The organism is Ruegeria conchae (genome assembly GCF_000192475.1).
Lineage (GTDB): Bacteria > Pseudomonadota > Alphaproteobacteria > Rhodobacterales > Rhodobacteraceae > Ruegeria > Ruegeria conchae.
In genome coordinates, this window is record NZ_AEYW01000022.1 from 14,199 (window position 1) to 30,134 (window position 15,936).

11 protein-coding genes and 1 tRNA gene are annotated in these 15,936 nt (G+C 56.1%); 2 read left to right on the forward strand and 10 right to left on the reverse strand.

Features of this window, described 5'->3' with window-relative positions; translation table 11 throughout:
* Positions 1-11: 11 nt before the first annotated feature.
* From G7G_RS0118295 to G7G_RS0118325, 7 genes are all read right to left on the reverse strand, one after another.
* The gene (locus tag G7G_RS0118295) at positions 12-2,015 is read right to left on the reverse strand and encodes a hydantoinase/oxoprolinase family protein (protein ID WP_010442905.1); all 2,004 of its coding nucleotides are present in this window, start codon (positions 2,013-2,015) and stop codon (positions 12-14) included.
* A gap of 62 nt (positions 2,016-2,077) precedes the next feature.
* Positions 2,078-3,115, reverse strand: coding sequence for a tRNA epoxyqueuosine(34) reductase QueG (queG, locus tag G7G_RS0118300; RefSeq protein WP_010442906.1), 1,038 nt, complete (start codon positions 3,113-3,115; stop codon positions 2,078-2,080).
* Positions 3,116-3,190: 75 nt separating this feature from the next.
* A complete protein-coding gene (fzlA, locus tag G7G_RS0118305; protein ID WP_010442907.1) occupies positions 3,191-3,856 on the reverse strand; it encodes an FtsZ-binding protein FzlA in 666 nt (221 codons plus the stop codon).
* 58 nt (positions 3,857-3,914) lie between these two features.
* Complete coding sequence (gene mtgA, locus G7G_RS0118310; protein ID WP_010442908.1) at positions 3,915-4,655, reverse strand: monofunctional biosynthetic peptidoglycan transglycosylase; 741 nt, start codon at positions 4,653-4,655, stop codon at positions 3,915-3,917.
* Between the two features lie 38 nt (positions 4,656-4,693).
* Positions 4,694-5,614 carry a Hint domain-containing protein gene (locus G7G_RS0118315; RefSeq protein WP_010442909.1) on the reverse strand — a complete coding sequence of 307 codons (921 nt, stop codon included), beginning with the start codon at positions 5,612-5,614 and terminating at the stop codon, positions 4,694-4,696.
* A gap of 186 nt (positions 5,615-5,800) precedes the next feature.
* Positions 5,801-10,333 carry a glutamate synthase large subunit gene (gene gltB, locus G7G_RS0118320; RefSeq protein ID WP_010442910.1) on the reverse strand — a complete coding sequence of 1,511 codons (4,533 nt, stop codon included), beginning with the start codon at positions 10,331-10,333 and terminating at the stop codon, positions 5,801-5,803.
* A gap of 124 nt (positions 10,334-10,457) precedes the next feature.
* Entirely contained in the window at positions 10,458-11,891 is a 1,434-nt protein-coding gene (locus tag G7G_RS0118325) for an NAD(P)-dependent oxidoreductase (protein ID WP_010442911.1), read from the reverse strand.
* A gap of 229 nt (positions 11,892-12,120) precedes the next feature.
* Between G7G_RS0118325 and G7G_RS0118330 the strand changes: the two genes are divergently transcribed.
* The gene (locus tag G7G_RS0118330) at positions 12,121-12,924 is read left to right on the forward strand and encodes an undecaprenyl-diphosphate phosphatase (RefSeq protein ID WP_010442912.1); all 804 of its coding nucleotides are present in this window, start codon (positions 12,121-12,123) and stop codon (positions 12,922-12,924) included.
* On the opposite strand, the gene G7G_RS0118335 is transcribed toward G7G_RS0118330, so the two are convergent.
* Complete coding sequence (locus tag G7G_RS0118335) at positions 12,925-13,908, reverse strand: complex I NDUFA9 subunit family protein (protein WP_010442913.1); 984 nt, start codon at positions 13,906-13,908, stop codon at positions 12,925-12,927.
* 198 nt (positions 13,909-14,106) lie between these two features.
* Between G7G_RS0118335 and G7G_RS0118340 the strand changes: the two genes are divergently transcribed.
* Positions 14,107-14,193 (forward strand) — tRNA-Leu (locus G7G_RS0118340).
* A gap of 321 nt (positions 14,194-14,514) precedes the next feature.
* Here G7G_RS0118340 and G7G_RS0118345 read toward each other — a convergent pair.
* Positions 14,515-15,045 carry an SRPBCC family protein gene (locus G7G_RS0118345; protein WP_010442914.1) on the reverse strand — a complete coding sequence of 177 codons (531 nt, stop codon included), beginning with the start codon at positions 15,043-15,045 and terminating at the stop codon, positions 14,515-14,517.
* Positions 15,046-15,149: 104 nt separating this feature from the next.
* Positions 15,150-15,800, reverse strand: coding sequence for a carbonic anhydrase (locus tag G7G_RS0118350; protein WP_010442915.1), 651 nt, complete (start codon positions 15,798-15,800; stop codon positions 15,150-15,152).
* Between the last annotated feature and the right edge of the window lie 136 nt (positions 15,801-15,936).

The following is a 15,936-nucleotide window of genomic DNA, read 5'->3' on the forward strand; positions in this document are numbered from 1 at the left end:
CCCTGCGGGGGCTACCCCACCGCCACCCGAGGCCGTCCGCTGGCCTCGACCGTGACCAACGCCTCGACAAACACCTCCTGCGCCTCAATTTTGGCGGTGCGGATGTCGCGCTCGACCGTCACTCGAATATCCTCGGCCCCTGCTTCGCGCACGGCACCTTCGGCCTCTCCACGCAAAGCTGTTTCAAGTACCTTCAGGGCAGCGCTTGAATCCAAGAAATCTTGTGGCCCTTCTTCCAGATGCACCCGATAGCGGCCTTCAGCGGGAGACGTGACAGTGCCTGACCGGCGCAGGGTCATCCGACCAACGACCGCTCCGATAGCATTCGCAACACCAGCGTGTTCAGGCAGGATCATATTGCAATGCAACCGCTCACCTACGGCGGGGTAATAGCTGGGTGCCGAGGCCCCTAGGCCCACCACATCGACATTCATTGCGGTATCCAGCGCGATCAATCCTCGGTGTTTGGCAAGACCACGGTGGGTTAGTACGTGCCGCGCGAGTTCCTGCGGTGAAAGACCAAAACCGTCGACCTCTTCCGCAAAAGCAGTCTCTAACAAAGTCAATGAGGTTTGTTCGGTCAATTGATCAACGATCATCTGCGCCAGCGCCTCAGGTGATCTCGCCAGCTTTTCTCCAGATCCAACCCGCTTACGCGCCATTAGCTCTATTGCCTTGTGTGCAGCCTTAGCATCCCAGTCGTCCAGACGACCCAGAACATGGCTCGCGTCTGAGGGCGTGACACCGGAAACCTGAACAATCCCACGATCGACCAAACGTGTCAGCGCGCCATGTTCCATCCGGGTCTGCAACAATTTACTCAGCGCCAGCACCCCATCGCCCAGTCGGTCCAGCAAGACAGCTTCACGCGGGCCCACGCCTTCAGCCGGGATACCCGCCACCCGCCGCGCAAAACGGGTATCGTGTTCACCCACTGTTGTCGCGCGCAATTGTTCATCCAACTCTGCGTGAACAACTTCTGGTGCTTCGGCAGCGATCAACGAGACCGGAAGCACACGTCGCGGGCCAAGAAAGACACCACCCTGCAATCCTTCGGTCAAAACATGTACTTGGCTGTCCCCACCCAGACCGTGGGTACGCATCGCAACGGCTTCGACCATAGTACGGAAACCGCCAACTTGTGCACCTGCGGGATCAATCGCGGGCTTTCCATCCCGTATCAACGCGACGTCGGTCGTAGTTCCACCGATATCGGAAACCAACGCGTTATCGGCATTCGTCAACCAACGCGCGCCCACAATCGATGCCGCCGGGCCGCTAAGGATCGTCTCGATCGGGCGTTCGCGCGCCTGTTCGGCACTCATCAAAGCCCCGTCCCCACGCACCACCATCATAGGTGCTGAAATACCTTGTTCTTTCAGTTGGTCCTGCGCCCGCCCGATTAAACGATCAATCATGCCTATCAATCGCGCGTTGAGAACCGCAGTCACAGCCCGTTTTGGTCCATTCAATTTGGCTGACAAATGGTGCGAGCAAGTCACCGGAATACTGGTTCTTTCTGCAACCACCCGTGCAACTTCAAGCTCATGCGCCGGGTTTCGGGTGGCAAATTGTGCCGCAACCGCGTAGCCAGATATGCCTTCGTGAGATTTCAAGAAGGCCTCAAGTGCCTCTGTATCCAACGGCTCTTTCTCACCGCCTGCGTGATTGTGCCCACCGGACAGGACCAACGCCGGGTCGCCTTTCAGCGCATCCCGCAACCCATGCTTTTCCAGATCACTTTCCCGAAACCCAACATAAATCAGCGCGATACGCCCCCCCTGGCCTTCGACCAGCGCATTGGTGGCCAGAGTCGTCGAAAGCGATGCCAATCCGATCTGATCTGGCGCGATCTCGGCTTCCGCAAGCACCGTCGAGATGGCCCGGCCAACCCCAATCGCCAAATCTGCGCGTGTGGTCAGAGACTTAGCCGAGGCAATCACCTCACGCTCACCCCGAACCAGCACCGCATCTGTATAGGTTCCGCCCGTATCCACACCCAAAGCCAGCGCCATCGGGTCCTCCATCTGTTCGCCAGAATCGGGTGTAGCGTTTTCCTACGGCGCGTCCAGCCTGTTTACGACAACCTAGACGCCGCCCAGCGCGCTGCATCAGTCACGGTCGGATCCGGATCATCGGTCAGCGTCTGAGCAACTGGCAGCAACGCCGGTACCCCTGAGTTCCCAATCGCATAAAGTACATTCCGCACAAACCGGTCCCGCCCGATTCTCTTGATCGGTGAGCCCGAAAACATCGCTCTGAAAGCCGTGTCATCCAACATCGCCAACTCTGCCAACGACGGCGCCTTCAATTCCTCACGCGCTGCATATCTAATATCGCTGGCAGCGACTGCGAACTTGTTCCAGGGGCAGGCTGCAAGACAATCATCGCAGCCATATATCCGGTTCCCCAGTAGCCCACGCAATTCTTCATCCACCGGCCCCTTATGCTCGATGGTTAGATACGAAATACAACGACGCGCATCCAGTTGATACGGCGCTGGAAAAGCGTTTGTTGGACATGCATTCAAACAAGCCCTGCACGACCCGCAATGGTCGACCTCAGCCACGTCCGTTGGCAGGTCCAATGTCGTGAATACAGACCCTAAGAAGGCCCAATTGCCCCAATCTTGGCTTACCAGATTGGTGTGTTTACCCTGCCAACCTAACCCAGCTGCCTCTCCCAAAGATTTCTCAGGCACTGGCGCCGTGTCGACAAACACCTTCACTTCACCCCCGCCCTCAGCAATCAGCCAGCGCGCTAATCGCTTCAGGCGTTTCTTGACCAGATCATGATAATCCTTGTTCTGTGCATAAACCGAAATTGCACCCAATTCGGGATACGACAGCACTTCTGTAGGATCATGCTCAGGCGTATAACTCTCGGCTAGCATGATCACGGATCGCGCCTCGGGCCAGAGCACCGACGGATCCCCGCGCCAATGGCTCCGCTCCGCCATCCACCCCATCTGACCATGATATCCGGCCTGCAGAAATGCCTCCAACCGCTCTGGCACCTGCGGCACGTCCCAAGGACGGCACACCCGGCAGGCCACAAACCCCTCAACAAGGGCCTGCTCCACCAATCGTGCCTTCAATTCCGATCCGTTCTTCATCTGGCCCTAAATATCCTCGGGGGTGAATTAGCCCAATGGGCCAAGAGGGGGCAGACAGCCCCCTTCCCCAACTTATCAGAAATCCAGATCAGCGTAATGAGGCGGTGGCCGGAATCCAGGCACCTGATCCGCCAGAATCGAGCGGAATGCTGGGCGAGACTTGATCTTCGCATACCAGTCCTTCACCGCAGCGCTGCGGCTCCAATCCACGTCCGAGATATAGTCCAGCGCCGACAGATGCGCTGCTGCGGCAAAATCGGCCAGTGTCATCTGATCCCCGGCCAACCAGCGGCGATGGTCGAGCAGCCAGGCCATGTAATCCAAATGATACTTGATCGCCTTTGCACCTTCCTTGACGTTCTTGCTATCCGGATAACCCTGCCCAGTGACCTTCTTGTTCACTCGTTCATAAAGCAGTTTTGAGGTGACCTCGTGATGAAATTTGTCATCGAACCAGCCAACAAGACGCCTGACTTCGTAACGCGCCTCGGGCTTTTTAGGCATTAGGGGCGGCTCGGGACGAGTCTCTTCGATATATTCACAAATCGCGGCACTCTCGGCCATGATCTGACCATCCAATCGCAACACGGGGACCTTGCCCGCCGGATTGCGGCGCAAAAAGTCCGGGTCTTGTTCCCAATATCGTTCTTCGACCAGCTCAACCTCGATCTTCTTTTCAGCCAAGGACAAGCGGACTTTGCGGCAGTAGGGAGAGAGGGGAACGTGAAACAGACGCGCCATGAGCTTCCAATCGAACCAGAGAATACACCTCAGCTTTAGCCTCTGACCGGCTTGAGATTCAATCCTCGAAACACTTGGCGCGTCCATCTGCGCGGATGGTGGCCGCTCCATCCAGGATCGATGCTGCACGCCTGCGGGTTCGAACCGAAGGATCGGTAACTGATCTGTTTCGCGGCGAGGGCAGAATTGCAGCAATACGCGCTGCTTGGACCGGCGACATCTTTGCCGCACTTACCCCATAGTATTTCTGTGCCGCCGCTTCGACACCAAACACACCGGTCCCGGTTTCGGCGACGTTCAGATAGACCTCAAGGATGCGCTGCTTGCTCCAGACCATTTCGACAACCGGGGTTATCGAGGTCTCAAGGGCCTTGCGCACCCAACTGCGCCCTTGCCAAAGGAAGACATTCTTCACCACTTGCTGCGTTATGGTCGATGCGCCTCGATTGCCCCCATCTTCCAATGCGTCCCGAATGGCCTCAACATCAAAACCCCAATGCAAGCAAAAGTTTGCGTCTTCGGCTGCAACAGCAGATCGGGCCATGACGGGTGAAATTTCTTCGATGGCGACCCAGTCACGGTCAACCTTACCCAACCGGCGCCATTCCGACCAGATCGTATGTGTGATCGGAGGGTTCACGACCGAATAAATCAGGATCAACGCAAAAAACGCGACAGCAATACCTAAGCCGATTCGCAGCCCCCACCGCCGCATCCGCGCGATGAGGCCTTGCGATTTCTTTGAGCCTGATGCCTTTTTATTCTTACCGCGTGACTTGCGCGCTGCTTTCTTTGCCATGCTTTGCTATACGCCGCAGAGGGCGCATTTAAAACGGATTAATTCGACAACATCTGCCCGTCCCGCGGACGAACAACCGGGCGCGCCGTATTGACTGATGCAGCACCGCGCACACTCAACTCAGGGAACAGCGCCAGAACTTCACCTTGTGTTCGTTGCTCGGCCTGGGTCAGCGCATGTCCCGGATAGTAACTTTCGCTTTTGGCCCCGTTGGCGAACACGATCTCATGCCGGCGGAACAAGAGATGGATATAGTCGACCTCGCCCCCTTCCACCCGTGTCACAGTATCACCGTTCACAAGACAATGCGCTGCGATCAGAACTTCATCATGTCCAAAAAGGTATTGCGCACGCCAATCGTCAATAAGCATTCGGTGTTGAGGAGAAACAACCAGCGGCTCGACAAGGCCAAACATGCCGGCCTCAAACCGAACCGGTGCAAGATTACCCTCTGCCGCAACCGTCGTCCGACCAACCCAAAGCACCGGTTCTGCACCGCTATCTGCTGTTGTAACAAGATCTCCGGGCTTCAGGTCTTCAGCCAGACGCGGCCCATCTGGCGTATCGATCAGTGTTCCGGGCGTGAAACAGGGTGGGCCAAGTTCGCCCGGGACAATCAGTGGGCCTTCAACATTCACAAATGTCGTCGATACCAGCGTGCCTGCCTGAAGAACCTGACCGTCAGTAGGTGTAAAAACACGCGTGACGCCGTCCGAAAGATAGAATGTAATACCCACATAGGTGACGTCTCCGACACCGGGAACATTTATCGTCACGGTGTCTCCGGGCCAGGAATCTGATACCGTTTGCCCGGCGACAGTGTCACCGCCAAAGTCCTCAATCTCGCCATTTTCGTCCTGATCAACCAGATCAAATGTATCGACCGTGATCGCGGATCCGACGGGGGGTGGGTTTGCCGGATCGAAGGAATAAAACTGGTCTGTATAGGTTATCGGCACACCAAAACTCCGCCTCTCTCACATCATTGATTTAGGATCATGCCCGCATTTCCCGAACAAACAATGACCAAAGCTAGGCGTTCCGGACCGAATTGCACAAGGATTAGAAGCCCTGCGCATATGCAAAAGAGAACCCGGCGTGTTGGATTCGACACGCCGGGTAAACCGTTTTTGATATCGCAGATCCTATTCTGCAGGAACCGCTGCGACTTCGGTGGTCAGGGGGTGGCTTAGCTTGTTCAGCATCTCCTTGGGGCAGACCTGCAGGAAATGCGTCTTTTCGACTTCCCAGTGCTGCAAAATATCTGCAGCCTTGCGGCTATTGGTTTCGTCGACATGGCGTTGGATCAGCGTTTTCAGTTGATCCAACCAATGCTCTACCGTGACTGGACAGGTGACCAGGGTCTCGTTGTTCAACAGCGCTTCGGCCTTGCCCTCGGGATTGTACAGATAGGCCATGCCGCCTGTCATACCCGCGCCAAAGTTCGCTCCAATGTCACCCAGGATTACCGCAACACCGCCGGTCATGTATTCACACCCGTTCGAGCCACAGCCTTCGACCACAACAGTTGCGCCCGAGTTCCGAACCGCGAACCGCTCACCCGCGCGACCTGCCGCGAACAGATGTCCGTCGGTCGCACCATACAGGACGGTATTGCCAACGATGGTGTTGTCATCCGCCTTCAACGGGCTGACCTGCGGTGGACGCACGACGATTGTGCCACCCGAAAGGCCTTTGCCTACATAATCATTGGCATCACCTGAGACTTCCAGCTTCAATCCCGGAGCAGCAAAGGCCCCAAGCGATTGACCGGCCGAACCTTGCAGTTTGACATGCAAGTGGTCGTCCTGGAACGTGTTCCGCATCCCAAAGTTCTGGACGATATGGCTGGAGACACGGGTTCCCACGGTCCGATGCGTGTTCTGGACGGCATATGACAGCTGCATCTTTTCACCGTCTTTCAAGAACCGGGCGGCATCGCGCACGATCTCAGCGTCCAGCGTATCAGGCACCGCATTTCGATCCTTATCGCGGTTGTACACGATGTTATGCGCTCCATCGACGGTGATCAGCAGCGGATTGAGGTCCAGATCGTCCAGATGCGCAGAGCCCCGGCTTACCTGAGCCAGCAGGTCTGCGCGACCGATAATCTCATCAACCGAACGCGCCCCTAGGCTGGCCAGAAGTTCGCGCACTTCCTGCGCGTAGAAGGTGATCAGGTTTACGACTTTGTCCGCGTTGCCGGTGAACTTTGCACGCAGGGATTCGTCTTGCGTACAGACACCCACAGGGCAGGTGTTCGACTGGCACTGACGTACCATGATACAGCCCATCGCGATCAATGCAGCGGTGCCGATGCCATATTCCTCGGCCCCCATCATCGCGGCCATGACGATGTCACGCCCGGTGCGCAGGCCGCCATCGGTGCGCAGAGTGACGCGGTCGCGCAGGTTGTTCATGGCCAAAACCTGATGCGCCTCGGTCAGGCCCATTTCCCATGGCAGACCAGCATATTTGATCGATGTCGCGGGCGAGGCACCTGTACCGCCATTGTGACCCGAAATAAGGATTATATCCGCTTTCGCCTTGGCCACACCGGCAGCAATTGTGCCAACGCCCGACGACGCAACAAGCTTCACCGTCACCTTACAACGCGGGTTGATCTGCTTGAGGTCATAGATCAGCTGCGCCAGATCCTCGATCGAGTAGATGTCGTGATGCGGCGGCGGTGAGATCAGTGTCACACCCTTAGTCGAGTGCCGCAGACGCGCGATCAGGTCGGTGACCTTCATGCCTGGCAGCTGACCACCCTCACCCGGTTTCGCACCCTGAGCGACCTTGATTTCCAGCTCTTCACATTGGTTCAGATACTCGGCGGTCACACCGAACCGGCCCGAGGCCACCTGTTTGATCTTGGCCGAAGGGTTATCGCCATTGGGCTCCGGCACGAAGTGTGCAGGGTCTTCACCACCCTCACCCGAGTCGGATTTCGCACCGATCCGGTTCATCGCCACATTCAGCGTCTTATGCGCCTCTGGTGACAGCGCGCCCAGCGACATACCGGGAGTGACAAAACGCTTGCGGATCGAAGTGATCGATTCAACCTCTTCAATTGGCACCGGCTTGCCCAGCGGTTTGAAGTCCATCAGGTCGCGCAAATGGATCGGCGGGTTCGACTGCATCTTGGCCGAGTACTGCTTCCACAGCTCATATGAGGCTCTATTACAGGCCATTTGCATCATGTGCATCGAGGTCGCTTCCCACGCATGGGTCTCACCCGATTTACGCGCCTTGTAGAAACCACCGATGGGCAGCACGTCCAGGCCGCTTGCCCAGCCCTTGGCGTGAATCTCTTCGACCTTGACTCGAATGCCGTGGATACCAATGCCGGAAATCCGGCTCGTCATGCCGGGGAAGTACTCGGCCACCATGGCGCGGCTCAGGCCGACGGCCTCGAAATTCAGGCCGCCGCGATAAGAAGACACGACAGAAATACCCATCTTTGCCATGATCTTGAGCAGGCCCTGATCGATGGCTTCGCGATATCGCGCCACATTCTCGGTCAAGGTGCCGTCCAACAGGCCCCGTTCGATCCGGTCTGCCAGAGAATCCTCGGCCAGATACGCGTTCACAACGGTTGCACCGCACCCGATCAGCACCGCGAAATAGTGCGGATCGACGCATTCTGCCGACCGCACGTTGAGCGAGCAGAAGGTCCGTAGCCCTTGCCGTGTCAGATGACTGTGTACGGCGCTTGTGGCCAGAATCATCGGCATTGCCACCTTGTCTGGCCCGGAATGCTGATCGGTCAGCACCAGATGTCCTGCACCCGAACGCACCGCTTCTTCCGCCTCGGCGCGGATGCGGGCCAGAGCCAGGTCCAACTGACCCTCACCTGGGGCAAAACTGCAATCGATCTCGGCCAAAGGAGAGTTGAACTGCCCGACCAGCAACTCCCATTGCGCATTGCCGACAAAGGGGCTTTCCAGAACCACGATCTCGGTCTGGCTGCTATCTTCGTCCAGAACGTTCTTCAGGTTACCAAATCTAGTTTTCAGCGACATGACGCGATACTCGCGCAAACTGTCGATTGGCGGGTTTGTAACCTGGCTAAAGTTCTGGCGGAAGAAATGGCTGAGCGGGCGATACTGTTTCGACAGAACAGCCGATGGCGTGTCATCCCCCATCGAAGCAAGCGCTTCTTTGCCATCTTCTGCCATAGGGGCCAGGATCTGCTCGAGGTCTTCAACCGAGTATCCCGCCGCAATCTGACGCTTACGCAGCTCTTCGCCCGAGAACATGGGCGCTTCGGTTACACCTGCAAGCGTTGTATCCAGATCGTTGATCTTGCTAACCCAATCGCCAAACGGCAAGGCGCGCGATAGCTTGTCCTTGATCTGAGTGTCACGGTACAGCTTGCCCTTTTTCATATCCACGGCCAGCAACTGCCCCGGTCCAAGCGCGCCTTTTTCCTTCACCGACGCCTCGTCAATTGGGACCATCCCGGCCTCGGAACCCGCGATGACCAGACCGTCACCCGTTACAACATATCGCATGGGGCGCAGGCCGTTTCGGTCCAGTCCGGCACATACCCAACGTCCATCGGTCATCGCCAACGCGGCGGGTCCGTCCCACGGCTCCATGACTGAGTTGCAATAAGAATACATGTCGCGCCAAGCCTGAGGCAGTTCGACTGCCTGCTTGGACCAGCTTTCCGGCACCAGCATGGTTTTTGCCATTGGGGCTGAACGTCCGGCGCGCACCAAAACCTCAAAAACCGAGTCTAATGCGGCCGAATCCGAGGATCCACCTGCGATGATCGGCTTGATGTCCTCGGCATGGTCACCAAAGGTCGCGCTGGCCATGCGAATCTCATGGCTTTTCATCCAATTGACGTTGCCCTTGAGTGTGTTGATTTCACCGTTATGGGCCAGCATACGGAACGGCTGGGCCAGCCACCATTGCGGGAATGTGTTGGTCGAATAGCGCTGATGGTAGATCGCGAACGCGGATTCAAAGCGTTCGTCCATCAGGTCGGGATAGAACACCGCCACTTGTTCGGCCAGCATCATACCCTTGTAAATGATCGACCGGCAGGACAGCGAGGCCAGATACAACCCTGAGATCCCCGCGGCGGCGGCGGCCTTTTCGATGCGGCGGCGGATGACGTAAAGCTCACGCTCGAAGGTCTCTTCATCCACGCCTTTGGAGTTCGAGATCAGGATTTGTTCAATCTCTGGCCGGGTTGCGTTGGCCTTTTCACCCAGACAGGTCACATCGACCGGCACATGCCGCCAGCCGTAGATATAATACCCCATGCGCAGAACTTCGGTCTCTACGATGGTCCGGCAGCTTTCCTGCGCACCAAAATCAGTCCGGGGCAAGAACACCTGACCAACTGCGATGAGTTCGTCCATATTGGGCTCATGCCCGGTGCGACGGATCTGGTCATAGAAAAACGGAACGGGGATTTGCACATGGATACCAGCTCCATCACCGGTTTTGCCGTCAGCATCCACAGCCCCCCGGTGCCAGATCGCCTTGAGCGCATCGATCCCGGCGTCAACAACTTTGCGGCTTTTCTTGCCGTCAACAGAAACAACCAGACCCACGCCGCAGGATGAATGTTCATCTTCTTCGGAATAAAGACCATTCTCAGCCATCCACTGACGTTTGGTTTCTTCGGCCTGCACCCAATCTGCGTCAAACTTGGTCATTGGCTGTCTCCTTCTTCCGTCGGCACTCCAAGGTTTCTGAACCTTTGCGGGCGTTCATTTAGTAACGCCTGTCCTTCGGGTAGTTGATATTATGATTGCAGCAGGTGATCCGCCGCTTTTTGTATCATTCGGCTGCGACTGCGGCTTTGGCGTTTAACCTGCCGATAATCGCGTCAGCACAATCGCGCCCATCGCGGATTGCCCAAACCACAAGAGACGCCCCGCGCACGATGTCTCCGATCGCGTAAACGCCTTCCATTTCGGTCTCACCAGTCTCGAATGCGGCCTTGATAGTGCCCCACCGAGTCACCGGCAGGTCGGGCTGACCAAACAGGGTGGGTAGGTCTTCGGGTTCAAAACCCAGCGCCTTGATGACAAGATCGGCGTCTTCGACATAATCTGCGCCTTCGATCACTTCTGGCGATTGGCGGCCTGATGCGTCGGGCTGACCCAGGCGCATCTTCTGCACCATGACACCTGAAACCTTGTCGTCGCCGGTAAAGCCTTTGGGCGCACTGAGCCATTCAAAGATGACACCTTCTTCCTCGGCATTTTGGGTTTCACGCTTTGACCCCGGCATATTCGCCCGGTCACGGCGATAGAGACATTTGACCGAAGTTGCCCCCTGCCGGATTGACGTCCGTACACAGTCCATCGCGGTGTCACCGCCGCCAATGACGACAACTTTCTTACCTTCAGCGTTCAGGCGGCCACTATCAAAATCTTCAACGGCATCTCCAAAACTCTTACGGTTCGAGGCGGTCAGGAAATCGATTGCCTTTTCGATCCCGGTCAGACCGCTGCCCGGCATGGACAGATCGCGGGATTTGTAGACACCGGTCGCAATAATTACTGCATCATGTTTTGCTCGGATTTCTTCGAACTTGGCAGCATCCACATTGCAATTCAGAACAAATTCTACGCCGCCTTCGGCCAGCAAGTCATTGCGACGCTGGACAATGTCTTTTTCCAGTTTGAAGCCCGGAATACCATACATCAGCAGACCCCCTGCGCGGTCATAGCGATCATAGACCGTGACCTGGATGCCCGCCTGACGCAGCATATCGGCCGCGGCCAGTCCGCCGGGGCCGCCACCAATGATGCCAACGCTTTCGCCACGCTCCGCCGCTGGTGCGACGGGCTTCACCCAACCTTTGTCCCAGGCGGTATCGGTTATGTATTTCTCGATCGTTCCAATGGTGACCGTCCCGTGACCCGATTGTTCGATTACGCAGTTACCTTCACAAAGTCGGTCCTGCGGACAAATACGACCACAGATCTCGGGGAACGTGTTGGTCGCCTGGCTGGTCACATAGGCCTCTTCCAGCCGTCCTGTAGCGGTCAGGCGCAGCCAGTCCGGAATGTTGTTGTGTAGTGGGCAATGCGATTGGCAATAAGGCACACCACACTGGCTGCAACGACTCGCTTGCTCGGCCGCTTTTTCGGCGGCAAACTCCGCATAGATTTCATCAAAGTCCTCTTTGCGGTCACCAGCGGCACGCTTTTCAGGCATGACGCGATCGATCTGCACAAATTTCAGCATCGGTTGCTTGGCCACGGGTCAGACTCCATGAATTGGCTTGCTTGGGTCTCTTTAAGGGAAGTCATTGGGGATGAAAAGTCAAATGTACTGACCTATTATTAGAAAATTTTGGCGATTTGGCGTGTTGGGGCGAAATTTTGTCCGGAAAATAGTCCCGATTCGGACCTATCTATGCGCTTTCCTTTCTCGCAACACGCTTATACCCATTGATCACAACAAGCAGACCACAACACCGGCAGAGCAGATGAGTCTTTTTCACTTGATTCTTGTGGCGATTATCCAAGGCGTCACCGAGTTCTTGCCGGTCTCATCCTCGGGCCATCTGATCCTGCTTCCGGGTCTGTCCGGCGCAAGTGACCAAGGCCTGGCGATCGATGTCGCTGTTCATCTGGGCACGCTTGGTGCCGTGATTCTGTATTTCTGGTCAGATGTGAAGCAGGCGTTGGCCGGTCTGCCAGAAGTTTTGACCGGGCGACTTGATACTCCCAAGGCACAGCTGGCCTTCGGATTAGTCGTAGCCACAATTCCAACCGTAATTGTCGGCGCGATTCTGTACCTGTCAGGGCTTCAGCAATCCCTGCGCTCAATCGCGGTCATCGGCTGGACGATGCTGGGATTCGGATTGCTGCTGTACTGGATGGATCAGAAAGGCGCGCAAACCAAACATGCCTCAGATTGGGGCATAAGAGATGCTGTGATAATGGGGCTATGGCAGGTGCTGGCGCTGGTCCCGGGGACCTCACGGTCGGGGATTACCATCACCGGTGCGCGACAACTCGGGTATACACGGGAAGATGGGGCCCGGATTGCCATGCTGATGTCTATTCCAACTATATTAGCCTCGGGAGCCCTTTTGTCGGTTGACGTCATCCAGGATGCTAACTGGGATTTGGCGAAGGACGGAGTCATCGCGGCAGCGTTTGCATTTGTTGCCGCACTGCTGGCGTTGAGCCTGATGATGCGCCTGTTGCGCAGCGTCAGTTTCACACCTTATGTAATCTATCGCGTGATCCTTGGGGCGATCCTGTTAGTTATCGCCTATTCCTGATCAGATACGCAGATTCTTGGCTGAGTTCTGAATATCGTCATATTGACCCGATGGGCGGAATTTCCAGAGATATTCCGGCAATATCGAATCCAGTGTTGCGGGCTCAATCCCAAGATCCACAAACCCCTTGGCATCTTCTGCCACGACGTTATCGCGCCGCAGGTTTCTGACCTGATCGCGGGTTAGGATATTGTTTGGGAACAACTGAAAACTAACAAACTTTACGATATCCAGTACGCCCGCCATGATTTTGGCAGCGAGGAATGGCATGCCTATGATGATCCGACGACGATGGATCACTTCGAGCATCTGCTGCATCAAGCCACGAAAGCTCTTAACCTCAGGACCGCCAAGCTCATAAACCCCCGCAGAGGCCTTGCCCAAAACACCCTGAACTGCGGCCTGTGCAACATCATCCACATAGACCGGCTGAAACTTGGTGTCGGCTCCGACAAGAGGCAGGAATGGGCTCATGCGCGTCATTCCTGCAAATCGGTTAAAGAACTGATCCTCGGTCCCGAAGATTATCGAAGGGCGCAGAATAACAGCCCCCTGCATGTGTTGCAGAACATTCGCCTCGCCCTGGGCTTTGGTGCGTGCGTATTCGCTATCAGATTCCAGATCGGCGCCAATGGCGGAGATATGAACCATGCGATCGACATCGTTCGACGCAGCCAGACGGGCGATCCGTTCGGCCCCGTCGGCCTGCACCGCGTCAAACGCATTTTTGCCCAGCTCATTCAGGACACCGACGCAGTTCACTACAGCATCGACACCATGCATCGCCGAAGCGACCGAAGCATCGTCGCGGATATTGCACAGGATGGGCTCAACCTGCCCGACCGCGCCATACGGCCGCACAAACATCGCCTCATTGGGTCGCCGCACAGCGACACGAACACGCCAGCCTTCGGCTGCCATGCGCCGAGCGATATATCGGCCGACAAAGCCCGATCCACCGAAAATCGTGACCAGTTTGGACATGATGGCGCTCCTGCTGTCTGGTTCTGATCTGATCTACCGCCCAACCGCCCGACGGACAAGGCGCAATAACGCCGCGCATCCGCGAAAATCCAATGCGTGTATCCCCGTCAGGGCGAGACACTAAAAAACTTTCAAAAAACGCCCCGAATCCGGTTGACGCCTACCGCCAGTCGGCTTAAACGCCCCTCCACGACACCTGCCCAGGTGGCGGAATTGGTAGACGCGCTAGCTTCAGGTGCTAGTGTCCGTATGGACGTGGAGGTTCGAGTCCTCTCCTGGGCACCAAATCTTTCCCACATGGATGTTCACAAAAACTCAATTTGATTGAGGTTTTGATCATTATTCAGGTGCTCTCCCGAATAAAAGTCACGACTGAAGTCAATTCCGGGCATCTGTAAATATACTCGTTCCCTGTTTTGAGACGAACCCGCATTGTGAGCGAGTCGGTTGAGCAGCCGGTTGTTATCTCAACCTTTTCAAAGTTGCCTGGTCATCGCCGAAATTCTGATTGCTGATAACACAATGAATCCGAAAGGTTCTTTTGCCGCAATGCCGCTGAATTCACGAGAATCAATCTCGCGCTCAATTCAACGTCTCGATTTGGCGCTATCCCTCAACCAGTGCCTTAAGGTTCTCAAGCCCGCGCTCGTAATCGCCACCGACCCAGTTATCCATCATCAGGCCCATCCAGCGGGACATAGGGTTCATTCCCAACTCAGACACGAAACCCCAGGTCACCTGCGTACCTGCACCTTCGGATTGCAATGCGAATGTAGCCGTCGCAGTCCCCATCGGGCCAAAGTCGAGGGCGGTTTTGACGGACTGATCGGGGGTGCTTTCAATAATTTCCTGTGATCCAGTGCCCACCTGCGGATTGTCTGAGCTCCAGTTCAATGTATTGCCAACCCCAGCATCCGGGCCGCTGTAGCTGAGCTTGGTTTCGGGATCACGCGACAGCCAGGGCGACCATTTCTCGGTCTCCTGCATCGAATTAACATAAGGGAATATTATGGCGGCCGGGGCGTCAATCGTGATGCTGCGCGACACCTCGGCTTTACCTGGCAGCAGGTAGGACACCCCAACCAGTGCCAGAATGATAACAAGAAAGGCGACGAGGATACGTTTAATCAATCTCATAGAAAAGGTCCGAATCCAATTGAACTGGAGGGACTATATCAAAAAACAGCGCGGAATCAGAGGACTGATCTGCGCTGTTTAGAGTCAAGCAATGAATGACGCGCTTATACCACGACGAATTTCTTTTCCTGCGGATCATAACTCTGCAACCCGCCTTCTCCGATATCGGTCCAGAGCCCATGCAGGCTGAGTGAGCCTTCTTCGACGGCGGAAGATACAAAAGGGAAGGTCATCAGGTTTTCCAGCGAGGCGACCACGGCCTGACGCTCGAATTGCCGGGCTTGTTCGGTGCTGTCTTCGACATCGGCAACCAGCTCGTATTTAGGCTTGAGGATATCCATCCAACGTCCGACGAAGCTGTCTTTCGCCTCAAGTTGCGGAGCCTGCCCCTTGCACATGTCGATACATCCCTGCACGCCGCCACATTGAGAATGACCCAGAACTATCAGATGCGCGACCTTCAGCGCCGTTACCGCATATTCAATGGCCGCGCTGGTGCCGTGGTGATCCCCGTCCGGTGCGTAAGGTGGCACCAGGTTGGCGATGTTACGGTGAATGAAAAACTCACCCTGATCGGCACCGAAGATCGAGGTCACATGCACCCGGCTGTCACAGCACGAAATGACCATCGCGCGCGGGCGTTGTCCCTCCGTCGCCAATCGCCGATACCAGACCTGATTCTCGGAATAGGTGGTCGCCTTCCAGCCGTGATACCGTTTCACCAGATAGGTCGGCAAAGGTTTGGCAAATTTCATTCTGATGCCCCTGTTGTTTTGACTGGATCGCTCTGTACCCTGAATTCTCACAAAATTCGAGACATTATCCCGCTGCTCCGCAAGGAATTGCAAAGGTTTTTCAAAGCAGAATCGTAGCGTGCCGTGGGGGCATATC